Raw genomic sequence first — 23,473 nt, forward strand, 5'->3', positions numbered from 1 at the left:
TTGTCAGGCGGAGATGATCTTCGTGTATTCGTCGAGTGCCGCCCCGTAGTTCTTGGCGTACCAATCCATGTCGAGCGGGATCTGCTTTTTCATGTTCTCGGGATCGACGGGGTTGATGCGCTTCTTGTCGGCGGGGATCAGCGCGTCGGCGGCCGGGTTGGCCGGACCCTGGCCGAGCTTGTCGAACATGATGAGTTCCTTCTCCGGGTCCTGGGTGCTGGCAATGAACTTCATCGCCGCGTCCTTGCCGCCGGGATTGCCCTTGAGCACGGCGAGCGCGCCGGGCGAGATCAGACCCTGGTCCCAGATGAACTTGATCTTGCCGCCGGAATCCTGCTCGATCAGCGAAGCCCGGGTCGACCAGACGATCGCCATCGAGGCCTCGCCATTGAGCAGCACGCTTTGGCTTTCGGCGCCGCCACCCCAATAGGCGACGACGTTCTCCTTGAAGGCGGCGATCTTGTCATGCGCGCGCTTGAGGTCGAGCGGATAGAGCGATGCCGGTGCGATGCCGTCGGCAAGCAGTGCCGCTTCCCAGCTCGACACGCCCCATTTGTAGAGCGAGCGCTTGCCGGGGAATTTTGCCACGTCGAAGAAGTCGGCCATGCCGGTCGGTGCCTGGCTGCCGTATTTCTCGGCATCGTAGGCGATGACATAGGAGAAGAAATAGGTCGAGGCGGCGTGTTCCCAACCGAACCCCTCGCGCATCTTCTTCTTGTCGACGATCGTATAGTCGATCGGCTCGAGCATGCCCTGCGCGCCGAGCGTGATGGCCGAGAACGGATCGACGTCGACCAGGTCCCAGGTCGGGGCGCCGCTCTTGAACTGCGCCGCGATTGCGCCTTCGGTCGGGCCGGAGCCATCCATCTTGACGACGATGCCGGTCTCCTTGGTGAAGGCCTGGCCGTAAGCCGCGTCATAGGCGGTGATGGCGTCGCCGCCCCAGTTGACCAGCACCAGTTCCTTCGCCGCGGCAAAGGCGCCGGTCGAGCGCAGCAGCATCGGCGTGCCGGCCAGCACCAGCGCGGCCAGCTGCGTGAACTGCCGGCGCGAGATCTCTCCGCGCACGGCCCTGGCGGACAGCGCCTCGATGGAATGTTTCTTGGTTTGGTTTGTCATGTCAGTTCCCCTTTTTTGTCGTTGGTATTTCCTGAAAGTCAGCGTGGCGAATTCGCCTCACCGATCGTCATTGTCCTCCGTCCGGAAGGAGGAAGCCTTTCTCCGCCGGCCAGGTCAGCCACACGGAATTGCCCTTGCTGAGCGCGGAAGCGGCAACCTCGTTCGGTACCGAGACCGTCACCTTGGCGCCTTGGCGCGTCGTCAGATCGAGCCGCGTCGCAGCGCCGAGATAGGTCGAGGCGACGGCAGTCGCGGCAATACCGTTTTCGCCAACGGCGGCTTCGCGGGCGATCGACATGTATTCTGGCCGGATCGCCAGGATGGCGTCTCCACGGACCTTCTCGGCCTTGCAGCGCATGCTGATCGCGCGGTCTTCGCAGAGGCCCGTCGAGCCATTGTCGGCCGGGCGCACGCCCTTCAGCGGCAGCATGTTGATCTCGCCCAGGAACTCGGCGACGAAGCGGTTGTCCGGCCGGTCGTAGACCTCGTCCGGTGCGCCGACCTGCAGCAGTTTGCCATGATTGAAGATGGCGACGCGCGACGACAACGCCAGCGCCTCGCTCTGGTCATGGGTGACGAAGACGAAGGTGGTGCCGGTCTCCTGGTGCAGCCGCTTCATCTCGGCCTGCATCTGGCCGCGCAGGCCCTTGTCGAGCGCCGAAAACGGCTCGTCGAGCAAAAGCACGCCCGGCTCGAACACCAGCGCACGCGCCAGCGCCACGCGCTGCTGCTGGCCGCCGGACAATTGCGACGGTAGTTTCTTCTCGTGGCCCTTGAGCCCGACGCGCTCGATCATTTCGCCGACGTGGCGTTTGATCTCGGCCGCCGGTTTCTTGCGCACCTTGAGCGGGAAGGCGATGTTGGCCTCGACGCTCATATGCGGGAACAGTGCGTAGCCTTGGAAAACCATGCCGGCGGCGCGCTGCTCGGCCGGCCGCTCTGTGATGTCGACGCCGTCGCTGTAAAGTCGGCCGTCGGTCGGCTGAACGAAGCCGGCAAGGATCATCAGGAAGGTGGTCTTGCCGGAACCGGAGGGGCCGAGCAGGGTGAGGAACTCGCCACGGCCGATATCGAGCGTCAGATCGTCCAGCGCACGGAACGAGCCGAAGCTCTTGCCGATCCCGATTGCCTTGATCTCTGCGGCCCGGCCGGGTTGCTGCATCCTGCCCTTTCCTTAGCGTAGGCGAAATCGTAGGCAGGGCGGCGGCTCACCGCAACCGAATAGTTTTCGCCTGATCGGCAAATTTGATTCATCTATGCACCAATCTCCTCCTCGAGGGGGGAGATTAGCGCTCCTTGTTCTCGGACAGCTTCGACCTCAGCCATCTCCCAAACGCCTCCAGCACCGGATGCGCTGCCTTGGCGTGCTCGGAGACCAGAAAATACGAGCGCGGCGAATTGATCGCTATGTCGAAGGGGCGGACCAGCCGGCCTTCGCTCAGCGCCCGGCGACTGGTCAGCTCGTCGCCCATGGCGATGCCCTGGCCGGCAATCGCCGCCGAAAAGACCAGGTTCATGTCGGAAAAGAAGATGCCGCCTTCCGGATCGGGGTTCTCGACCTTGGACAGGGCCAGCCAGCGCGCCCAGTCCTCGGTTTCACCGAGATGCAGGAGATTGGCGCGCAGCACGTCTGCCGGCTTGGAGAAGCCGCCGATCTTGTTGAGCAGCGTGGGGCTGCACAGCGGCGTGAAGGAGATTTCGCACAATGGTTCGACCACGCGGTTCGGCCAGTTGCCGACGCCGAAGGCGATGAAGGCGTCGGCCTCGGCATTGCTGACGTCGTCGAGGCGCCGCGGCGTCAGGATGCGCAGTGCGACATCGGGGTACATCTGCCGGAACTCGCCGATATGGGTGCACAGGAACAGCGAGGCGAAACCCGGCGTACAACTGACACTGAACGAGCCGCCGATGCCGGTGCCGGCATGGCGTGTCACCGCGTCGCCTAGCACCGTCAGCGCCTTGCGCACGTCGCTGGCATAGCGTTGGCCGCGTGGCGTCAGCGCCACGCCCTTGCCGATGCGCGCGAGCAGGTCGAAGCCGAGATCGCGTTCGAGCAGGCGCAATTGATGACTGACCGCACTGCGGGTCAGATGCAGTTCGTCAGCGGCGCGCCAGACGCTGCCGTGGCGGGCAAAACTGTCGAGCGCGCGCAGCGCCTGCGTCGAGGGAATTCTCAAGAGGTGAACCGAATTTGCATGAGCCGGGAAAACATATCACTTTTTGGCGAGGCGCTTCACTGCTTTCTTTCCGCCATGGAGAAACCGGTGACCTCGGCGCAAGCGACCGCGCTTGCCTGTCTGGACGACATCCAGCCGTCGCTGTCGGCGTGGACGCGGACCATCTTCGACTTCGGCGAGACCGCCTGGCGCGAATACCAGTCGGCCGCCTGGTATGTCGAGCGCCTGAAGCACGAAGGCTTTACCGTTGAAGAGGGCTCTGGCGGCATGCCGACCGCCTTCTGCGCCCACTGGACCAACGGGACCGGCCCGACAATCGGCATGTATGCCGAGTACGACGCGGTGCCTGGCAATTGCCAGGATGCGGCGACGGTGAAGCGACCGCGTCCGGGCCTCGGCGAACAGGCCGGCGGCCACACCGATCCGCATTCCGGGCTCGGCATTGCCAGCCTCGGCGGGCTGCTGGCGACCAAGGCGGCGATGCAGCGCCACGGCATATCGGGCACGCTGCGCTTCACCGGAGAGCCGGCGGAGAAGGTGAGGGGATCGAAGCCGATCCATGCCGCGAAGGGCTATTACGATGGGCTGGCGGGCATGATCTCCTTCCATCCTTTTTACATGCTGCCGCTGTGCAACACGGCGCGCTGGGACACGCATTGCGGTGCGGCCTATGCGATGATCTACCGCTTCATCTGCGACGAGCCGGAACATTGGGCGAGGGCGGCAGGCAACGCGGCGCCGATCCCGCAGGCGCATTCGGCGGTCCGGGCGCCGGGCGCCAACGACGCGCTCATGATGATGTACATGGCCTCGAAGGCGCTACGCGATTCCATGCTGCCGCATCAGGGCGGCTGGTCGATCAGCGAGGCGATCCTGACGGCGGGGCAGGCGACCGCCGACAATCTGCCGGCCGGGCTGGCCGAGATCCAGTACATGATCCGCGTGCCGACGCTGGCGATGGCCGAGCAGGTCACCGCCGTGCTTGACCGCAATGCGGAAGCCGTCGCGGTGATGGGCGGCTGCCGCTATGAGCGGCACTGGGTGTCGAAGTCGCGGCCGGGGCTCGCCAATCAGGTAATGGCTGGCATTGCCTTCGACGCGCTGGCGGCGGTCGGGCCGCCGCGCTGGGACGAGACGGCTAAGGCGATCGCCCGCGAAATCCAGATCAATGCCGGCGGGGTGGCGAGCGAGGAACCATTCATCGACGAATTGGAGCGGCTGATTGCACCACAGGCGGCCGAGGCGGTGCTGCGCCGCGACCTGCCGCCGTCGCAGCTCAATTCGACCTCAGACGATTACACCGACATGTCGTGGCATACGCCGACGGCGCGGTTCTATGTCGCTCGCCCGGCATTGCGCTCGGAGAACGGTCACGCCTTTCCGTCCTGGGCGATGAATGCGCTGGGCGGCATTTCTGCCACCATCGACCCGATGGTCATCTGCGCCGCAAAGACGGTCGCGCTGGCAGCACTTCGCCTGTTGGAAGACGAGGCCGCGCGCGACGCGGCGATGGACGAATTCGTCGCCCGCACCGGTGGCGGCATCGGCGGCTCGAACTGGATCGCGCCGCTCTGCGACTACGAGCCGCCAATTGGATTTCGCTGGCCGGAATACATCACCACCCCGCGCGGACGGGACTGGTGGATACCGAGCAACCAAGCCGCATGACTCAACCAAGCCGCCCCTTCACGAGGAGAACCCATGACCGTCCATGACCGCATCGTCACCGAGCCGTTTTCGCTGCAGCGCCGCAACCCGGCCGGCGGCACCAAGAAGCTGACCGCCTGGGGCTTCGCCAACGAGACCGACGTGCTGACCGACGTGCTGCTCGGCTCGCCCAATTTCCTGCGCCATCTCTCGACCAGCTCGCTATCGCGAAAACATCTGCGCGAGGCGCCTTGCAATGTCCAGATCGCGCAGGCGCAGCACAAGGACCTTGTCGCCGCCTATGAGCATTTCGGCGTCAACATCCACTGGCATGAGCCGACGCCGGAACTGCCGATGCAGGTCTATTCACGCGATTCCAGCGTGATGACGCCATATGGCGTCATCATCACCGCGATGGCCAACTGGTGGCGGCGCGGCGAGAACTACGCGGCGATCCGCACCTATGAGAAGCTCGGCATCCCGATCTATGACATGGTCACCGCCGGCACATTCGAAGGCGGCGACTTCAACGTCATCGAGGACGGCGTGGTGCTGATCGGGTGCGGCGGCGCCCGCACGCAGGAGGAGGGCGCCCGCCAGGTGCAGGCCTGGTTCGACAAGGAGGGCTGGGAGACCCGCATCGCGTTCATCGACGAATATTACGTCCATATCGACCTGATGGTGGTGCCGATCGCCGAGAAGCTGACCGCCGTCTGCCTCGCCTGCACGGAGCCGGGCATCGTCGACTGGCTGAAGGGCAAGGGCCACGAGATTATCGACGTGCCGTTCCAGGACACGATGGCGCTCGGCTGCAACTTCATGTCGCTGGGCAAGGACAGGGTGATCGCGCCGACGTCCAGCCAGGCGCTGATCGGCCAGCTCAAGGCACGCGGCTTCGAGGTCGCGGCCATCGATATGAGCGAGATCTCGAAGACCGGCGGCGGCATCCACTGCATGGCACAGGCGCTGAAGCGCGAGCCGGCCTGAGGGGCCGGCCTTTAACCCCAACGCTCCCACGAAAGCGCCATTGTCAGCAACGTCGAACCCGCCTGGCTCGCGGCACGCGCCTACAGCACGATGAGCTTTCCCTTGCGCAGACGCTTGGCGCAACGATAGGCGAGGTCGGCGGCGACCATGTCTTCCATCGCAATGCCCATCGCCTTGTAGGTGGTGATCTGTTGATTCGAAACGCGACCCGGCGCGCGGTCGAGCAGCATGGCGCCAAGCTCGGTGCCGAAATCCGGGTCGAAGCCGGCAAGCTCGCAAGAACCGACCGGGGTCGGTTTGAACGCATCCTTGGTTTCGACAAAAAGACTGGATTTGCCGATGAGCTCGATCGGCATTTCTCCGCCGGGCGGCGCCACTCCGACCGACGAGACATGCGTGCCCGGCCGAACCCAGCCTGCGTCGATCACCGGCTCATAGGAATGGGTCGCCAGGCACACCACGTCGGAACTGCGCACGGCTGCCTCGAGGTCGGCGACCGCCACCACAGACGGATGCAGCCGGGCAAGCGCTGCCGCATCGTCGAAGCTCTTCGAGCTGACGCGGATTTCGGCAAAGTCGCGTACTAGCGGCAACAGATGCAGGTGCTGGTTGGCCTGCACGCCGGCGCCGACCACCGTCGCTATCCTGGCGTCCCGGCGGGCAAGCGCGCGCACCGACAGCACGGCGGAGCCGGAGGTTCGCACCGCGGTTATGAAGGTGCCGTCCATGATGCAGACCGGCAGGCCGGACAACGGATCGAACAGGCTGATGGTAGCGAGATGGCTGGGCAGGTTCTTGGCCAGGTTGCCTTCGAAGACATTGACGATCTTGACGGTCAGGTTCATGTCCTCCATCCAGGCCGGCATGGCGAGGCTGTAGCCGGCTCCGGGGATGTCGAGCTGTGGTCGGGGTGGATTGACGACCTTACCTTGTGACAGCGCCTTGAAGCCGTCTTCCAGAACGTCGAGAAGCTGGCTGAGGTCGATGCACGCCATCACGTCGGCTTCGCTCAGCACCAGGATCTCGGTCGCTCCCTTGCTGATTTCCGCCGCACTCTTGCCGGCTGGGCTGCACGCTTCCTTGGTCATCCTGCACTCCTGTGTTCGTCGAAATCGGCTCACCACATCTGCTTTGAGTGGGTGAGGGAAGCGCAGGCTATTGCGAGGTTTTATGTGATGAAATACGTTGATTTTGGCATCTGTGCGTGAATTAAGCACACAAATCCCTGAGATAGAGTGGATTGTGAATGGACGATCTCGACCAGATAGACCGCAGCCTGCTCCGGCTGCTGCAGGAGGATGGGCGCCGGACGACGCTTGATCTTGCCGGGCGTGTCGGGCTGTCGCCGACCGGAACCAGCCAGCGGGTGAAGCGCCTGTTCCGCGACGGGTTCATCACCGCGGTCAGGGCTATGCTCGATCCGCGCAAGGTCGGCAGGGGAACGCTGGTGTTCATCGAGGTCAGGCTTGACCACACGGCGCCGCATGTCTTTGACCGCTTCGCCGAAGCCGTGGCGAAAGCTCCGGAGGTTCTGGAGTGCCATATGGTGGTTGGCGGTTTCGATTATCTGGTCAAGGCGCGGATCGCTGAAATGGCGGTGTTCCAGGATTTCCTGCAGCGGGTCATCCTGCCTCTGCCCGGCGTGCGCGAAACGCACACTTTCGCCTCCATCGCCGATGTCAAGCCGAACGCCCTCTTGCCGGTGTAATCAGATGGAGGAGGGGAATGCTGTTCAGGGCGACGTTGAACGCATCTTCGCCACCTTGTCGCTCCCCCTAGCGCGCCTCCTGGTGCAGAGATGCCGGAGACCGGCTCTAGCCTTGCAGGGTCAGCAGGTTAGCGTCGCGCGCGAGCCGCCACTCACCATCTGGCTCCTTACGCAGGAGCGTCAGCGCATATCCCGATCGATGGACCGGCTCGCCATTCGGCGGGGTCGCGGTCATGTCGATGCGGCTGCGGATGAAGGCCCAATTGCCGAGAAGCTGTAGTTCCACGATATCGCTCGTGCCGTCGATATGAACGCCGGCCGTCTCCTGCGCGGCCGCCGCGAAGATCTCCTTGTCGAAGGGTTCCCGGCCGGGAACCATGAAGATCGCATCGTCCGTCATCAAGCTGAGGACAGTCGCGATGTCTCCACGCTTACTCGCATCCATCCACGTCTCGACCAGCTTTCGGATTGCTGTTTCGTCGCCCGTCATCCGTTACCTCCCTGGCATCTCGCCGTCATCGATAGCGCACGGCGCTTCCCCCTCGCTGAAACATAGGGCTTAGATCGCTGTCGTCATCGATTGCGGTGGTCCTCGACGTCGCGCGGCGTGGGGCATGGTCCGTGAAACGGCAGGTCCGCGCCCTCCATGCCTATCGCCAGCCGCCCGAGGCGGTGATGCGCTCGCCGGTCAGCCATGACGCCTCGTCGGAGGCGAGGAACACCGCGACGCGGGCGACGTCATCGGGCAGGCCGAAGCGACCGAGCGGGGTCATGGCGATAATCTGCTTCTCGAATTCGCTGCCGACGATGCCGATGCGCGCGAGGCCTTCGGTATCGATGCCGCCGGGCGCGATCGCGTTGACGCGGATGTTGCGTGCGCCGAGCTCCCGCGACATCGACAGCGTGATCGTGTCCACCGCTCCCTTGGTGGCGGCGTAGACGAGCGAGTTCGGCTGCGGATTGCGGCTGGCAACCGAGCTTATGTTGATGATGCTGCCGCCGCCCGGGCCAAAATGGCTCACTGCTGCTTGCGTGGTCAGAATGATGCCCAACACATTGGTGTCGAACTCACGGTGGAACTCGGCCTCGGTAACCGCTTCCAGCGGCTCGAACGCGAAGACGCCGGCATTGTTGACCAGGATGTCGAGCCCGCCAAACTCCGATTTCGCCGCCTCGAACAGGCGGCGCACGTCGGCCGCTTGCGACACGTCGCCCTGGACGGTGACGGCGCGGCCGCCACGGTCCTCGATCTCGGCGACAACGCGGTCGGCGCCTTCCTGTGACGAGGCGTAGTTGACGACCACCGCGGCGCCGGCCGTGGCAAGACCCTTGGCGATGGCAGCGCCGATACCCTTGGAGGCGCCGGTGACGATGGCGACCTTGCCGTTCAGCTTGCTCATCAAATCTCTCCTTTGTCGATGATGAGCGGTATTTAATGATGATCAAAAATCGTATTAGGATCATCATGATCCATTCTTTCGTGCCTGGAATTCCGGAATGACCACCATCCTCGAAAAGACCGCCGGTCTCGTCGCCTTCGTCCGCACGGTCGATGCCGGCTCGTTCCATGCCGCCAGCCGGCTGGTCGGCTCCAGCCCATCGGCGGTGTCGAAAAGCGTGGCGCGGCTCGAGCGGCGGCTGGGCGTCAGGCTGATCAAGCGCTCGACGCGCCGGCTCGGGCTGACCAGTGAAGGCATCGCTTATTACGAGCGCGTGGCGCCGCTGCTCAGGGCGCTGGACGATGCCGAAGACATCGTCCAGCTGGCCGATACAGCGCGCGGCCTGCTGCGCGTCACAGCGCCGGTCGAACTCGGCCGCGGCCTGATCGCGGCATGGGCGCAGGCGTTCCTTTCGCGGCATGGCGCAGTCAAACTAGAGCTCAGCGTCACCGACCGCCACGCCGACCTGATCCGCGAAGGCTATGACGTTGCGGTGCGCATGGGGCAGCTCTCGGACACCGGGCTCATCGCGCGCAAGATCGCCAATCTGCCGATCGTGCTGGTGGCCTCACCGGCCTATGTCGAGCGGCGCGGCCGTCCGGCATCGGTCGAGGATTTACCGAACCACGAATTCGTCCGCTACCAGATGGCCGGCCGGCCCTATCCCGTCACTTTTGCCGACGGTACGATGATCGTGCCGGATGGGCGGCTCGATACCGATGATGGTGGTGCCATCCGCAATGCGGCACTTGCCGGCGCCGGCATCGCGCATCTGATGCGGTTTGCCGTGCAGGACGATCTCGACACGGGCCGCCTGGTCCGCATCCTGCCCGAGGTGGCGATGCCGACCATGCCGGTGTACATCGTCCATGCGTATGGGCGACAGCTACCCGTCCGGGCGCGGCTGTTCGTCGACTTCCTGGCGGGCCAGATGGCGGCGCTGATGCGATAGCGCAGCGCGGAATGACCTCCGCAGCCGATCCGACGCCGTCGCAAGCAAGATTCTTGCCCCATCACCCGATCTTCAGAACGCAATCTTCACTGACTCGGCGCTGCGGTTGGCCGGGCCGTGGTGGACGGCCTCGATATTGTTGCCGTCGGGATCGAGCAGGAAGGCGGCGTAGTAGCCGGGATGGTAGTGCTGCCGCTCGCCCGGTGCGCCATTGTCCGTGCCGCCGCCATCGAGGCCGGCCCTGTAGAAGGCGTCGACCATGGCGCGGTCCTTTGCCTGGAAGGCAAGGTGGTGGCGCCCCGTCAGCTTTCCCTGGGCTGCCGGGCTGTCGGGGCTGGAGATGAACAGCTCGTCGGCCCAGAAATAATCCTCGGCGCTGCCGCCGATCGGAATATCGAGCACCTTGAAAACCGCCTCGTAAAAGCGCCGGCTGGCCTTGAGATCCCTGACCACCAACTGGATGTGGTCGATGAGACGGCCGCGATGAAGTTCCATACCTGATAGCTCCTGATCGCCAGGCTGGAAATCTAGCTCAGCACTGTGCACGGTCAATGCAATGGAGCAATTGAGCGGCGCAATTTCTTGACTGGATAAAAAATGCAACCGGATTGTCGGATTCAAAACGTCTCCAACGTCCTTCGGACGCAAGCGGCTCGGCGAAGCTCGAAAAGGTCGTGCCGTATCAACGCTTCCGGCATGGGAGAAAAGTGAAATGAGCCTTCCCTATCGTTGGGTTATCGTCGCGGCTGGCGCGCTGATGACCTGTGTCGCCCTCGGGGCGATGTTCTCGCTGGCGATCTTCCTCGAACCGATGGCGCTCGACACACAATGGTCGCGCGCCGGCATATCGAGTGCGATGACGCTGAACTTCCTGGTAATGGGCCTCGGCGGCTTCGCCTGGGGCGCCATTTACGACCGCTTCGGCGCTCGCATCGTCGTCATGACCGGCGCCGTATTGCTTGGCCTGGCGCTGGTCCTGGCCAGCCGCACCGGCTCGCTGCTCGTTTTCCAGCTGACCTATGGCGTGCTCGTCGGCCTCGCGGCAAGCGCCTTCTTCGCGCCGATGATCGCGCTGACCTCCGCCTGGTTCGACACGAACCGCAGCCTCGCGGTCTCGCTGGTCTCGGCCGGCATGGGCGTAGCGCCAATGACCATCTCGCCCTTCGCGCGCTGGCTGATTTCGGCCTATGACTGGCGCACGGCGATGTTCGATATCGGCATAACCGCGTGGGTGCTGCTACTGCCGGCCGCGCTTCTGGTGCGCCAGCCGCCCCAGCCCGCTGCCGACGGCGCTGCCCCAACCGTTGCCGCCGAGGGTGCCGGCATGACGGTTCCGCAGGCGCTGCGCTCGCCGCAATTCATCGTGTTGGGACTGACCTTCTTTGCCTGCTGCGCAGCGCATTCGGGGCCGATCTTCCATATGGTGAGCTATGCGATGCTGTGCGGCATAGCGCCGATGGCGGCGGTCAGCATCTACAGCATCGAGGGCCTGGCAGGGCTGGGTGGCCGGCTGCTTTACGGCGTGCTTGCCGATCGGCTGGGCGTCAAGCCGGTGCTGATCACCGGGCTGGCCATACAGGCGGTGGTCATCGCCGCCTATCTGGCGGTCAGCGAGCTTGGTCAATTCTACACGCTCGCCGTCATCTTCGGCGCCACCTATGGCGGTGTCATGCCGCTCTATGCGGTGCTGGCGCGCGAATATTTCGGCCAGCGCATCCTCGGCACGGTGTTCGGTGCCGTAACCATGCTGTCCAGCCTCGGCATGGCTTTCGGCCCGCTCGCCGGCGGCATGGTGTTCGATGCCTATGCCAGCTATTCCTGGCTGTTCATCGGCTCGGCCCTTGTCGGGCTTGGCGCGATGGCGATTGCGATCGCCTTCCCGCCGCTGCCGCGCCGGGAGTTGCAACCGGCTTAAAGCCGGATCAGCAGAAAAGGGCGGCCGCTTGGATGGCAAGCGGCCGCGATCTGGCAGTGCTTGTTCGGCATTATGAAAAGCGAATTGCTATGCTCGCAGAGGCACCACCTCGGCGCCATCAAGCGTGTAGCGCGCATAGCGGAAATCGCGAATTCTCGCCAATCTGTCGCCCGTCCATTCCAGCAGGATAAAGTATCTTGGCCCTCCGGCCGAGTCATCCGGATCGATGACAAGTATGGCTGGGTGCCGATCCACCAGGCCTGGAAGCAGCCGCCAATCGTGGATACCCGCGTAATTGTGGAAGTACCGGCCCACTTTCGTGCGGCCGCTCGCCCGGAGCCGGTTGACGAGGTCAAGCCGCACGTCCTCGGCCAGCATGTCGCGGATCGTATCGAAGTCGCGGGCGTTGAACCGCTCCACATAGGCTGCCAGACGCGCCCGCTCGGGCTCGGCCAACACCGGCACAGGCCGATCGTCAGGCTCGCCGGCGACTTCGCGCAGGCGCAGACGGCCGCGATGCAGTGCGGCTTTCACCGCCGGAACGCTGCTGTCAATAATGTTGCCGATCTCTTCGATCGTATAGCCGAGCACATCCATGAGGATGACGCTGCTACGCTGCGCCGCGGGGAGGCGCATGAAGGTCTGCAGGCTTGCGGCTGCAGTGTGTCGACCCTCGGCCGACATGCCGGGGTCAGGTATCATGTCGATATCCTCGATGGCATGCGCGGCATCCACCCTGGCGCGACGGCGCAGGTGGTCGAGCGCTGCATTGTGCGCGATGCGGAACAGCCAGCCCTCGACATTGGCTATCGGTCCGGTCCCTGGGAACGCCTCGAGCGCCTTGACCGTAGCTTCCTGGACGACATCCTCGGCATCGATCACCGAACCGGTCATGCGGGCACAATAGCGGTGCAGTTTCGGCCGCAATTCGCCGAGCAGCCGGTCAAATGGCTCCCGTCCTTCTGGCGTGCCGGATGCGGATCCGGTCATCGCACAAGGATCGATTTCATTGCGTATCTCCCAGGGCAGGCGCGCCCGCCATCAGGCGCAGCGTCTTATAGACGCTCGACGATGGCAAAAGGATTCGGTCGAAAAAAACTTTCTTTAGCTGGAATCCTTTGGTGGTGCCTCCGCGTCTCTGGATCATGGGACCGCGAGACTGGTGGGCCATCTGTTCAAGCCGGAGGCGCCATAATCATGAGCAAGCAAAGTGCGGGATCAACGAAGGTCTGGGTTCTCGCCCTCACGTCGATAGGCTCCTTGATGGTCGTTCTCGATGCGATGGTCGTGGCGACCGCATTGAGCACGATGCGGGTCGAACTCGATGCCTCGCTGGAGACGCTGCAATGGACGATGAACGCCTATAATTTGAGCTTTGCCGTCCTGCTCATGACCGGGGCTGCGCTCGGTGACCGGTTCGGCCGCCGCCGTACGCTCGTTGCCGGATTGGCGTTGTTCATCGCAGCGTCGGTTGCCTGCGCGCTCGCTGGAAATGCCGGATTGCTGATTGCGGCCCGTGCGGTTCAGGGCGCGGGTGCCGCAATGGTCATGCCGCTGGCCATGGCGCTGCTGAGCGTCGCTTTTCCCCCGGAGGAACGAGGCAAGGCGCTGGGCATCTTTAGCAGCATCACCGGCCTGGCCCTGATCATCGGTCCGATGGCGGGCGGGGCGATCTCCGAAGGCCTCTCCTGGCACTGGATCTTCTGGCTCAATGTTCCGGTCGGCATCGTTCTCATCCCGCTGGTGATGCGTCGGATTCCGGAGAGTCACGGGCCGGGTACGGCAATCGATGTCCTCGGCGTCGCCCTGGTGACTGCGGCGGCATTTGGAGTGGTCTGGGGTCTGATGCGCGGCAACATCGTGGGCTGGAGCAGCTCTGAAGTGCTGTCGGCGCTGACGGCCGGGCTGCTTCTGGCCATCGCATTCGTCCTTTGGCAGCTGCGTACCCGTGAGCCCATGCTGCCTTTGCGGTTCTTTCAGGCGCGCGCATTCTCCTCGGGCGTCGGCGCGAATTTCCTGCTTTGCGCCGCCATGTACGGCCTCGTATTCCTGCTGCCGCAGTTTCTGCAGTTTGCCCAGAGCCGTGGGCCGCTCGGCGCCGGCATGGGTTTGCTGCCCTGGACCGCCACGCTTTTCGTGGTCGCACCGATCGCCGGCAGCCTGATCAACCGCGTCGGCGAGCGCTGGCTTGTCGTGGCCGGATTGATCCTGCAAGCGGCTGGAATGGCCTGGCTGGCGCAGATCGCAGCACCTGATCTGCCCTACATCCAGCTAGTCGCGCCCCTGATCATTACCGGTGCCGGCGTGTCGATGGCCATGCCTGCCGCGCAGAATGCGGTCCTCAATGCGGTCGCGCGGCCGGAGGTCGGCAAGGCTGCCGGCACGTTCAATACATTCCGCTTTCTGGGCGGCGTATCCGGGATCGCGATCGCCGGTGCGGTGTTCGCCGGCACTGGAAGCTTCTCGTCCACCGACGCGTTCAGCGATGGCTTCACCGCGGCAATCGACGTCTCCGCGCTGCTCTCGCTCGCCGGCGCGCTCGTCGGAATGGGGCTTCCGGAGCGTCGCACAGTGGCGCTCGCGAATGCCGGCAAGGAGGCGTAATTGTCGCTCGGAGGCGGGAAGCTCGCGCGAAGCGGGTCCCCGCTTCAAAACGCCTTCTACTGCCCGGCGGATGCGAGGGTGCCGCGCGCCATGAGGCCCCACAACTGGTCGGCGCTCAAGTGCCTGGCGGATCCGTCATAGGCCACGCGTCCGAGGCTGAGAACCACGATCCTGTCGGCCAGCGCCCGCACCGTGGCGAGATCGTGTGTGACGAGGCTGACGCCAGTGCCGCTGGCGGCGATCGAACGGATCAGCTTCACGCGTTCCGTGATGGCGGCGAACATGCTGCATCGCAGCACCCTGCCGCCGATATCGGCGGGCCAAGGCAGCGCGCGAAAATCGTCAAAAATGGACAATTCGGGCTGGTTCCCGCTGTTTTTTGGCTTTTATTAGCCGCGCCTCACGTTCCTGTTTCAAATATGTCAACTTTTTGTGTTGCGTTGCACAATGGTGGCGCCTTATCCTGCGTGAGGGGGGCGCTTCCGATTGGAAATGCGCCGTGAACGACGCCGCTATGTTGACCGATTGGCAGTTTCGCCGTCCCGCCGGCGCACGCCGCTAATGGGAAATGCGCGCGACACCCAATTGGACGCGCTGAGGGCCATCGCCGTGACGATGGTGCTGTACGCACACTTCTTCGCGGCCGGAGGATCCTCGTTCTGGGGCCATATCGGCGTACGTCTGTTCTTCGTGCTGAGCGGCTTTCTGATTACCCGCCTGCTGCTCGAAGCCCGCTCGGCCGCCGAATTCGAAACCGGACCGGCGCTGAGATCCTTCTATATCAGGCGGGCGCTGCGGATATTCCCGCCCTATTTCGCCGTGCTGGGTTTCGTCTGGCTTACGGACATGGAGCAGTCGAGAGGATCGCTGGCCTGGCACGCGCTCTATCTGTCGAATTTCTGGTACGCAGCGCAGAATGAATGGACGCCCTGGCTGCTCTGCCATTTCTGGAGCCTGAGCATCGAGGAGCAGTTCTATATCGCCTGGCCGTTGATCGTGCTGCTGGCGCCGCGCCGGCGCCTCGAAGCGATCTGTATCGCCGTTATCGGGCTGTCGCTGGCCTACCGGTTTTATTGGCCGATCGCGGGAACACCCGGTTTGTCGCGCGACCTGCTGCCGCCGGCGTCGATGGATGCATTGGCGTCAGGGGCGCTGCTTGCCGCTTACCGGTCAAGATCCGCTGGCCTGCCGCAATGGCTTCGAGCTGGCTGGCCGTGGCTCGCCGCGGCGTTTTTCGTTCTGCAGTGGTTTGCGCCGGCGCCGGCAAATCCGCTGCAGGAATGGGGCCTCTGGCTGCTGTTGCAGATCCTGCCTCTCGTGCCGCTGGTGGTCATCGTTGCAAGCTGTTCGACAGGCGTTGGTGGCTATATCGGAAAAGGTCTCGAATTGCCGCCGCTGCTTGGCCTTGGCCGCATCAGCTACGGCGTTTATCTCTACCATCCGATAGTGCTGTCGCTCGTCGTCAAATCGCAGCCCTGGATTCCGCTCAACGTCTCGGAACAAGGGCCGGGACGGTTCCTGGTGGCGGGAACGGTGACGCTCATGCTGGCGTCGGTTTCATGGCTGCTTTTCGAGAAGCCGCTCAACAGCCTAAAGCGCCACTTCCCCTATGTTGCCCGGAGAGGCCGAGCCGGCTTCCCGACAGGCATCGATACGACCAACAGCGGTTGGCTCGCGGCAGGAGCATATCCGAGCAGGCCGCTTGATGGCGCATCGCGCTTGCCACGCAAGTTGCAACGAAGCGGTCGGGGCTGACCAATGGCTGCTCCCTTAGTCTCCGTTCTGCTGCCGACCTACAATGCGGGACCTTATCTTGCCGCTGCGCTGGGTAGCATCCTGCGCCAGGATTACGATCGTCTGGAGGTCATCGCCATCGATGATGGCTCGACCGACAACTCACTGCAGATCCTACAGAAATACCGCCAGGCCGACAATCGCATCTCGATCATCTCACGCGAAAACCGTGGCCTGATTGCAACTTTGAACGAAGGCCTGGCCATGGCCCGCGGCGATCTGGTCGCCAGGATGGACGCCGACGATGTCGCCTATCCCCGGCGCCTGTCGCGACAGGTCGCGCTGTTCAACCAGCAGCCTGACCTCGCGCTGTGCGGCGCGGGTTTCGACACCTTGCTCGGCAACCGCATCGTCAGGGGTTCGCCCGATCCGATATTCCAGGACAATAGCCTGCGCATCTTGTCGATGTTCTTCACGATCTGCATGCATTCCACGGTCGTCTACAACAGGAAGGTCATCGAAGAGAGCGTTCTATTTTATAACGAAGGGTACAAGCACGCCGAAGACTTCGACCTGTTCAGGCGGCTGACCGACCGCTACCCGGCGGCCATGATCCCCGAAAGCCTGATCGCCTATCGTATCCATGACGACAGCGTGACCAACAGGCACAAGCGCGAAATGCGCAGGACGCATTTGAAGATCGTCGCCGAGAACCTCGAGCGCGAGGGGCTCGCGGAAGAGACGCAAGACCTCCGCGACATCGGTGAGGTCCTGTCGATGGGCACGGTTCGCCGTGCCGCCGAGTGGATCCTTGCGCTGGAAGAAAGGATTGCCGCGCTGCCGGCCGAGGCGAGGCCGAGCTACCAGGCCGGCACGCTGAACCTGTTCTACTTCCTCTATCAGCTCATATCGGGAGAAAGACAGCCGTTGCTGATGCACGAATTCCTGACGCGGACCGCGAAATGGAAGCTCATCCGGCGCCGCGAGCAGTACGTGTTTCGCACCGGTGCCTTCGCGCCGCGCTTCAGTCTCGCCTCGATGTCGGTCACCAGGCAGGTGGATGCCCTGTCGCGGTATCTGCAATCCGTGCCGGCCGCGGCGGTTTTGCCTTCGAACCAGTTGAGCTAGCAACGCATGTTCGTCAAATCGCACCAGCTCCAGCAGCGCGGCCACTCGACGGTGCCGGCGGCCATGTCGCCGCGGCCGCAGCATGGACCGGCGCCGGCGGTCAGCTTCATCGTCTGCACACGCGACCGCGTCGCCGTGCTCGAGCCCTGTATCTGGTCGATCCAGGCCGCGTGTCGTGCCCATGCCGACTTTGCCGCCGAGCTGGTGGTTGTCGACAACGGCTCGACCGACAGCACCGCCAAACGGCTGGCCAGCATCGCCGAACTGTCGGACATCCCGTTCACCGCTATTCGCGAACCACGACCTGGACTGGCGGCCGCGCGCAACGCCGGGCTGGAGCGGGCGCGGGGCCGCGTGCTGGTCTTCGTCGACGACGATTGCGCAGTCCACAAGGATTATCTGCACGATCTGCAACGGCACTATTCGGCCGGCGAACGGGTCATCCGTGGTGGCCGCGTCGAGATTGGCGATCCCCGCGACCTGCCGTTCACCATCAAGCGGTCGCCGGTGCGCGCGCGGCTTACGCCGGATGTCCATCCCGGTGGCTTCGTGCTTGGCTGCAACATGACGATGCACCGCGATGTTGCCGCCCGCATCGGCCGTTTCGACGAACGGTTCGGCGCCGGCGGCCCGCTGCGCTCCGCCGAGGATACGGACTATCTCGTGCGGGCGGTGCTGCTTGGGATTCCGGTCGAATATGTGCCCGACATGACCATCTATCACCATCACGGCCGACGCGACCGCAAAGCCATCGAAAAGCTGCATCGCGACTACAGCATGGGCAATGGCGGGCTTTGCCTGAAACATATCCGCCACGCGCCGTGGCTGCTTCGCCATTTCTACTGGTCGATGAGGGCGGCTTTGCGCGAACTGAGGAAAGGCCCTCTGTTCGACCGTGAACTCAAGCTGTCGCACTGGCCGATCATCGGCATGAACTTGCTCGGCGCGGCCAAGTTCGCGGTGCTTTCGCTGGTGAAATCGCCGCAGCCGGCGCAAATGCGACAGGAGCAACAGGCAAATGCCGAGGCGAGGTGATCCGCAATCATGCGCCTGATGCCGCCCAGCCTGCCGATGCTGCGCCGCGCGCTCGGGCAAAAGCAGTTGCGCCTGCTTCCGGCCGTGGTGGTGCTCGGGCTGCTCAGTGCGGCGCTTGAGGGGTTCGGCATCGGCCTGATCATCCCGTTGCTGAACATAATCATGGGGCAGGGGCAGACCGGCATGGCCGGCTTCTCCGCCGTCTTCCAGCATGTCGGATCGAGCCTGAGCGAGCGCGACCGGCTGATCGTCATATCGGTCGCCATCCTCGGCTCGATCGTGCTGAAGAACCTGTTCGCCTACGCCAACACGCTGCTGACCACCTTCATCTATGGCAAGGCGAGCCATTCGATCCGCAGCGCGCTGTCGGAGCAGCTGCTGCGGGTGGGCTACCCGTTCTTCCTGCAGCAAAGCCCCGGACGGCTGCTCAACATCATCTCCAACGAATCCTGGCGGGCCTCGGATGCCATCCAGATTACGCTGGGGGCAATCGTCAACGCGTCGGCCGCAATCATCCTCCTGACCTTCCTGCTGCTTTTGTCGTGGCAGATGACGCTGCTGGTCACGCTGGGACTGGCGCTGGTCCAGGTCGCGCACGCCATGCTGTCCGCCAATCTGAAGGCGCCGAGCCGCAGCGTCGCCTCCCGCAACAGCCAACTCGCATCGCAGATGCTGCATCTGGTGCATGCCGGGCGGCTGATCCGCATCTTCGGCCAGGAGCAACGAGAGAAGGCGGCATTCGACCAGGCATCGGATGCGGTGCGCCGGGCGGCGTTCGTGCTTTTGACACGTCAGGGAGCGTTGCCGCCGCTGACCGAGGTTCTGCACGCCATGCTGTTCCTGGCGGTGGTGATCGGCGCCTGGTTGGCGAATGTCAGCTTCCCGCTGATCGTCGCCTTCGTCATCCTGCTCTACAGGCTGCAGCCCTATATGCGGTCGCTGCAAATGGCCTGGAGCCAGCTGCAGGGCCTGAGCGGATCGCTTGAAGAGGTGGCGTGGATGCTGGACTCGTCCGATAAGCCCCAGCCGCCGCAGGGAAATGCAGCGTTCCCCGGTCTCAGCCACGGCATCAAGTTCGAAGACGTCACCTTTACCTATTCCGGTTCGGAACAGCGCGCGGTGGTGCTGCATGCGGCGAGTTTCGACCTGCGCAGCGGCCGCTCGACCGCGCTGATCGGCCGGTCGGGCGCCGGCAAGACGACGATCGTCAATCTCCTGTGCCGCTTCGTCGAACCGGATAGCGGCAGGATACTCGTCGATGGATTGCCGCTCGACCGTATCGACCCCAGCCAATGGCGAAAGCACATCGCGCTCGCCAGCCAGGAGCTGGAACTGGTCGACGGCACGATTTTCGACAACATTATCTACGGCCAGGACGCGGCCTCGGCCGATGACGCCGAGCGCGCGGCAAAACTGGCCGAAGCGCATGGCTTCATCGAGCAACTGCCGCAAGGCTACAGGACCGTCGTCGGCTACCGCGGCGTCAACCTCTCGGCGGGACAGCGGCAGCGGATCGCGCTGGCCAGAGCCCTGGTGCGCGATCCCGATATCCTCATCCTCGACGAAGCCACCAATGCGGTGGACGGGCTGTCGGAAGCGGCGATCGTCGAGACGCTGAAGTCGCGCGCCGGCCGCCGCACCACCATCGTCATCAGCCACCATCGCAGCACCATCTCGTTCTGCGACGACGTGGTGATCCTGAGCCACGGCCGCGTGAAAAAGCAGGCGCCCTTCGCGGCGCTCGCGACGCTCAGCATGGACGAGCTTTACCAGCACGAGGCGCTGGAGGGCTGAGGGCGCCCCCCGCTGCGTGCGCGCGCTGGGAGGTCGTCTCGGATGTCAAGCCAGGTCAAGCATCTCAGGGCGAGGAGCCCTCCGCCATGCCTCTCTGCAGGATTTCTGGGATGATGAGTGATCCCGAGCTTACCCGCTTTCGATCTGGAGCGTACAGAACCAAGGGTCCGCCTGCCAAATCCATCAATGGCAGGCGGACCCTAATCAGCGCTGAAGGGACTGATTCTGCGCCGATCTCTCCTCGAGGAGGTGACGCCATCAACTGAAGACGGGCGCAGTTGTTCCCGGCGCCGGCCGTACACGAGACCATTGCGCAGGCAGGTCAGACTTAGGTCCTATAAACGCGCATCGCTGGCTGTGAGTGAACATCGGATCGGCTCGGCGGTAGCGAAACTTCGGCCGGAGGTCGACGCAGTCATTGGTTCCGGGGGCATGACCTGCTCGGCGCTGATCATGGGCGGTGATCGCTCCCCGCACGACTGATGCGGAGGGGCGCTTGCATTCCTGCGGAATGCACAACCAATCCGGCGCCAAGTGAAGTTGTCCAAGCGGTACGGGGCTCAGCGGTCGTCAAGGTGTTGCTAATATACAGCACAGACAGCGCTCTATGAACGGCGTCGCTTGGAACCGCTACCTCCGACCAACCGTTAGTGTCACAATGACGAAACCAAAAAGTGAGGCTGACGATGGACCCGCTGCAAAACAACACGTTGGAAATGTGGTGTCTTGCGGCCGTTCCGCTGTCACTGCTCCTTACGGTGTTGTTAGCCGGATTTATTCTTTAGCCGAACCCAACGAGGCCGGCTTTGCGGACCGGGCCTGGAAGATGAAAATGACGGCCATTAGGCACGGTAGGCGTCGCGGACACCCCCGGTAGCACCAGGCCGTGGCAGCCTTTTCCAACGTTCCCCCCATAATCGGCTCTTTCGACCGGTCCGGTCGCGGTGATTGCTCGCGGCCCGTTGAGAGGGCGAGCATCCGAGCTCGTACGTTTTTTACACAATCTCTGATTGGTGGACTCGCCCGACGCCATCGACGTTAATTTTGCGTTAGCGACAGGAGGGGGGAAGATCGCTAACGGGAGGAAGAAAATGAGAGAAAACTACGATCTGACGATCGACTACGACGACCAGCCTTACGACAACAAGCCTTACGATCTAGCCACATTCGCAAGGAAGCACGGGCTCAACATTCGAGCCGCCGAGCTTCTTCTTTTCGCCAAAGGCCCGTCTCGAGCGGCCTGCGATGCCGCGGCGAGGGCTTTTCTGGCGGCAGTCGCCGCACAAGCTATGAGACAATCGGCGCGGTAGGTCTCACAAAGCCATTGCTGACACGGCCTGCCGTGTCAGCAACCTAACGGACAGCGCTGGAAATTCCGGGCCGTTTCCAACAAGATGCCTAAGCATCCGGGAACGGCCTGAAATGTGCAATCTTTACAATATCACGACCAGCCAGGAGGCCATTCGCCAGTGGACCCGCGCCTTGCGCGATATCCTCGGCAATCTCGAACCCTCCATCGACATCTATCCCAACCAGCCAGGCCCTGTGGTGCGCAACACGCCGGACGGCGAACGCGAATTCAATTCGCCCGTGACATTTTTGTTCCCGTTTTGTTCAATTTGACCAGAAACTAGTGGAGGCATCGCCCACATTGCAAGCGAACGCTTCGTCACTGAAAGGTTTATGCCGCTTGCGCGAGGTGCATCAGGTACGGTTCTGAACAATTTGCATACCGTGCTAAAATCCGCGGGCGACCGCGATGGGCGTCGTTACCTGCTTCTGGACGCACCATGTTCTCGTAAACTGTCCGGCGCAGAGATGCGTGGCCGCCGTCTTCGCAGGCTCAGGTTCCGTCAGGCATCCGGCGCGGCTGCCTGGCAAGCGACAACACGCCCAACGCCGCCTCAATGCTTCTTGAAATACTGCACCTCACGTTCGTGCTTCTCCGCAGCCTTGCGGCTGTCAAACGTCCCGAGATTGCGGCGCTTGCCGGTCTTTTCGTCCTTCTTGCGCGAATAGAGGCGGTATTTTCCGTCTTTGAGTTTTCTGATCATCTGTCACTCCCCGAGCCGCTGCTTCCCTTTGAGGTTGCGCGCGGCTTGTTCGATCGCCGCCCGGTCGTTGCCCAGCCTGTCGATCAGCTCCTGTGCCTGTTCGCCCGATATGCCGGTGCGCACCGCCAGGGCCTCCACCGTCAAGACGTCGGAACTCGCGAACTCGCGGGTTTCCGGCAGGGCATCGCCTGCCGTCAGCGGCAGGGCTGCCTCCCTGTCGATCTCGGCCTCAGCCCGGTGCCAGTGCCGCTCGGGATCGCCATGGATCCCGCCTTCGCGTTCCCAGATCTGGTATGCGCGCTCACGAATCTTGTCGTCCCGTTCGTCGCCCATCTTAATTCCTCCTTTGCCTGTCGGATGAACGCCGCGCCGATCCGAACGATCCAAAAAAATTTGCGTGATCGTTGGTTAGCCGCTCGAGGGTGGGATCGCACAAGACACCATGCCCTTCGGTCCGCTAGCCCGCCATCCGGCGCGCCAGCCTACTCGCACTGCCGACGTGGCCCGCCGGAATACGGTTGATAGCTGTTGTCCTCCGGCCGGTACGAGCGGTAGCGGCTGAAGCAGTATTGGACGTGGTCGGATGAGAACTCGGCGCCGCCGGGTTCATCCGGTGGCGGGTAGCCCTCCACTGACGACGTATCGCTCGCCTCGACGTAGCTGCCGTCATCGGCGGCGTCGAGATAGGGCGATATGCAGGGGCGCTGTTGGCCGCTGTAGGATGTGTAGCGGTTGTCGCCTGGCCTGTAGGAGCGGTAGCGGCTGGCGCACCATTCGACATGGGCGGCGGGCAGCGTCTGCTGCTCTTCCACCGCCGGCTTGATGGAGCCGGTGGTGTCGGGTGTCGAAGCTGCGGCGGTGTCGGCGGGTTTCGAGCTGCGATCAACTTCCGAGGTGCGAACGGGAACCGGGCGGGCCGGGAGGCGCTCGAGGCGCTGCGAGGCCGGGTTTACCGGGCGCGGATCCTTGGCCCACAGTTCGGCGACGCTGGAGACCGGGGCGGGCGGCCGCACCGGCTTGGCTATCAATAGCCAGGTGGCGAATGCGAGGCCGCTGGCGAATACGGCGAGCGTCAGGACGAAGCCGCCAAAGATTGCGAACAAAGCTTTCATGCCGCGCTCCTTCGCCTCCCGGTTAAGGAAATGCGGGGGCGGGGAATCCGGTTCCAGGAAAGAGCGCG

At 63.6% G+C, this 23,473-nt stretch carries 23 protein-coding genes and 1 pseudogene; 12 read left to right on the plus strand and 12 right to left on the minus strand.

What is annotated here, in order from left to right:
- Positions 1-3: 3 nt before the first annotated feature.
- The 3 genes from NKH29_RS14420 to NKH29_RS14430 form a co-directional block, all read right to left on the minus strand.
- The gene (locus tag NKH29_RS14420) at positions 4-1,119 is read right to left on the minus strand and encodes an ABC transporter substrate-binding protein (RefSeq protein WP_352589588.1); all 1,116 of its coding nucleotides are present in this window, start codon (positions 1,117-1,119) and stop codon (positions 4-6) included.
- A 67-nt stretch (positions 1,120-1,186) separates the two neighbouring features.
- On the minus strand, positions 1,187-2,281 hold the full coding sequence (locus NKH29_RS14425; protein WP_352589591.1) for an ABC transporter ATP-binding protein: 1,095 nt from the start codon (positions 2,279-2,281) through the stop codon (positions 1,187-1,189).
- Positions 2,282-2,405: 124 nt separating this feature from the next.
- On the minus strand, positions 2,406-3,296 hold the full coding sequence (locus tag NKH29_RS14430; RefSeq protein WP_023720588.1) for a LysR substrate-binding domain-containing protein: 891 nt from the start codon (positions 3,294-3,296) through the stop codon (positions 2,406-2,408).
- A 75-nt stretch (positions 3,297-3,371) separates the two neighbouring features.
- On the opposite strand from NKH29_RS14430, the gene NKH29_RS14435 reads away from it, so the two are divergent.
- Positions 3,372-4,964 carry a zinc-binding metallopeptidase family protein gene (locus NKH29_RS14435; RefSeq protein ID WP_353000065.1) on the plus strand — a complete coding sequence of 531 codons (1,593 nt, stop codon included), beginning with the start codon at positions 3,372-3,374 and terminating at the stop codon, positions 4,962-4,964.
- A gap of 33 nt (positions 4,965-4,997) precedes the next feature.
- Positions 4,998-5,930: a dimethylarginine dimethylaminohydrolase family protein gene (locus NKH29_RS14440; protein WP_023720586.1), complete on the plus strand. Its 933-nt coding sequence runs from the start codon at positions 4,998-5,000 to the stop codon at positions 5,928-5,930.
- 80 nt (positions 5,931-6,010) lie between these two features.
- Here NKH29_RS14440 and NKH29_RS14445 read toward each other — a convergent pair whose 3' ends face one another.
- On the minus strand, positions 6,011-7,018 hold the full coding sequence (locus tag NKH29_RS14445) for an ornithine cyclodeaminase family protein (RefSeq protein WP_352999965.1): 1,008 nt from the start codon (positions 7,016-7,018) through the stop codon (positions 6,011-6,013).
- A 158-nt stretch (positions 7,019-7,176) separates the two neighbouring features.
- On the opposite strand from NKH29_RS14445, the gene NKH29_RS14450 reads away from it, so the two are divergent.
- Positions 7,177-7,638: an Lrp/AsnC family transcriptional regulator gene (locus NKH29_RS14450; protein ID WP_023720584.1), complete on the plus strand. Its 462-nt coding sequence runs from the start codon at positions 7,177-7,179 to the stop codon at positions 7,636-7,638.
- 106 nt (positions 7,639-7,744) lie between these two features.
- Here the strand turns inward: NKH29_RS14450 and NKH29_RS14455 are convergent, their stop codons facing one another.
- Positions 7,745-8,128 carry a YybH family protein gene (locus NKH29_RS14455; RefSeq protein WP_023722391.1) on the minus strand — a complete coding sequence of 128 codons (384 nt, stop codon included), beginning with the start codon at positions 8,126-8,128 and terminating at the stop codon, positions 7,745-7,747.
- A gap of 160 nt (positions 8,129-8,288) precedes the next feature.
- The gene (locus tag NKH29_RS14460) at positions 8,289-9,038 is read right to left on the minus strand and encodes an SDR family NAD(P)-dependent oxidoreductase (protein WP_023722390.1); all 750 of its coding nucleotides are present in this window, start codon (positions 9,036-9,038) and stop codon (positions 8,289-8,291) included.
- Between the two features lie 97 nt (positions 9,039-9,135).
- Here NKH29_RS14460 and NKH29_RS14465 point away from each other — a divergent pair, with 97 nt between their 5' ends.
- The gene (locus NKH29_RS14465; RefSeq protein ID WP_023722389.1) at positions 9,136-10,029 is read left to right on the plus strand and encodes a LysR family transcriptional regulator; all 894 of its coding nucleotides are present in this window, start codon (positions 9,136-9,138) and stop codon (positions 10,027-10,029) included.
- Positions 10,030-10,101: 72 nt separating this feature from the next.
- On the opposite strand, the gene NKH29_RS14470 is transcribed toward NKH29_RS14465, so the two are convergent.
- Positions 10,102-10,524 carry a VOC family protein gene (locus NKH29_RS14470; RefSeq protein WP_023722388.1) on the minus strand — a complete coding sequence of 141 codons (423 nt, stop codon included), beginning with the start codon at positions 10,522-10,524 and terminating at the stop codon, positions 10,102-10,104.
- Between the two features lie 217 nt (positions 10,525-10,741).
- Between NKH29_RS14470 and NKH29_RS14475 the strand changes: the two genes are divergently transcribed.
- Entirely contained in the window at positions 10,742-11,944 is a 1,203-nt protein-coding gene (locus NKH29_RS14475; RefSeq protein ID WP_023722387.1) for an MFS transporter, read from the plus strand.
- Positions 11,945-12,031: 87 nt separating this feature from the next.
- On the opposite strand, the gene NKH29_RS14480 is transcribed toward NKH29_RS14475, so the two are convergent.
- Positions 12,032-12,934, minus strand: coding sequence for a sigma-70 family RNA polymerase sigma factor (locus NKH29_RS14480; protein ID WP_352589597.1), 903 nt, complete (start codon positions 12,932-12,934; stop codon positions 12,032-12,034).
- Between the two features lie 207 nt (positions 12,935-13,141).
- Between NKH29_RS14480 and NKH29_RS14485 the strand changes: the two genes are divergently transcribed.
- Positions 13,142-14,548 carry an MFS transporter gene (locus NKH29_RS14485; protein WP_352481689.1) on the plus strand — a complete coding sequence of 469 codons (1,407 nt, stop codon included), beginning with the start codon at positions 13,142-13,144 and terminating at the stop codon, positions 14,546-14,548.
- A gap of 56 nt (positions 14,549-14,604) precedes the next feature.
- On the opposite strand, the gene NKH29_RS14490 is transcribed toward NKH29_RS14485, so the two are convergent.
- Positions 14,605-14,904 carry a P-loop NTPase family protein gene (locus NKH29_RS14490; protein WP_352999967.1) on the minus strand — a complete coding sequence of 100 codons (300 nt, stop codon included), beginning with the start codon at positions 14,902-14,904 and terminating at the stop codon, positions 14,605-14,607.
- 205 nt (positions 14,905-15,109) lie between these two features.
- Here NKH29_RS14490 and NKH29_RS14495 point away from each other — a divergent pair, with 205 nt between their 5' ends.
- The 6 genes and pseudogenes from NKH29_RS14495 to NKH29_RS14520 form a co-directional block, all read left to right on the plus strand.
- Complete coding sequence (locus NKH29_RS14495) at positions 15,110-16,303, plus strand: acyltransferase family protein (protein WP_352481688.1); 1,194 nt, start codon at positions 15,110-15,112, stop codon at positions 16,301-16,303.
- A gap of 3 nt (positions 16,304-16,306) precedes the next feature.
- Positions 16,307-17,410 (plus strand): glycosyltransferase family 2 protein, encoded by a 1,104-nt coding sequence (locus tag NKH29_RS14500; RefSeq protein WP_352999969.1) that lies wholly within the window; start codon positions 16,307-16,309, stop codon positions 17,408-17,410.
- Positions 17,411-17,473: 63 nt separating this feature from the next.
- Positions 17,474-18,445 carry a glycosyltransferase family 2 protein gene (locus NKH29_RS14505; RefSeq protein ID WP_353000067.1) on the plus strand — a complete coding sequence of 324 codons (972 nt, stop codon included), beginning with the start codon at positions 17,474-17,476 and terminating at the stop codon, positions 18,443-18,445.
- Positions 18,446-18,454: 9 nt separating this feature from the next.
- Positions 18,455-20,239 carry an ABC transporter ATP-binding protein gene (locus tag NKH29_RS14510; protein ID WP_502907155.1) on the plus strand — a complete coding sequence of 595 codons (1,785 nt, stop codon included), beginning with the start codon at positions 18,455-18,457 and terminating at the stop codon, positions 20,237-20,239.
- 1,091 nt (positions 20,240-21,330) lie between these two features.
- Positions 21,331-21,549, plus strand: a complete 219-nt coding sequence (locus tag NKH29_RS14515; RefSeq protein ID WP_352788161.1) for a hypothetical protein — start codon at positions 21,331-21,333, stop codon at positions 21,547-21,549.
- Positions 21,550-21,661: 112 nt separating this feature from the next.
- A pseudogene (locus NKH29_RS14520) lies at positions 21,662-21,817 on the plus strand (SOS response-associated peptidase); the annotation flags it as partial.
- Between the two features lie 326 nt (positions 21,818-22,143).
- Here the strand turns inward: NKH29_RS14520 and NKH29_RS14525 are convergent.
- From NKH29_RS14525 to NKH29_RS14535, 3 genes are all read right to left on the minus strand, one after another.
- Positions 22,144-22,293: a hypothetical protein gene (locus NKH29_RS14525; protein WP_352999971.1), complete on the minus strand. Its 150-nt coding sequence runs from the start codon at positions 22,291-22,293 to the stop codon at positions 22,144-22,146.
- A 3-nt stretch (positions 22,294-22,296) separates the two neighbouring features.
- A complete protein-coding gene (locus NKH29_RS14530; protein WP_023722375.1) occupies positions 22,297-22,626 on the minus strand; it encodes a DUF2934 domain-containing protein in 330 nt (109 codons plus the stop codon).
- Positions 22,627-22,775: 149 nt separating this feature from the next.
- Complete coding sequence (locus NKH29_RS14535) at positions 22,776-23,405, minus strand: BA14K family protein (protein WP_023722374.1); 630 nt, start codon at positions 23,403-23,405, stop codon at positions 22,776-22,778.
- Positions 23,406-23,473 lie beyond the last annotated feature (68 nt).

Source organism: Mesorhizobium sp. M1295 (assembly GCF_040318135.1).
In the GTDB taxonomy this organism is placed as follows: domain Bacteria; phylum Pseudomonadota; class Alphaproteobacteria; order Rhizobiales; family Rhizobiaceae; genus Mesorhizobium.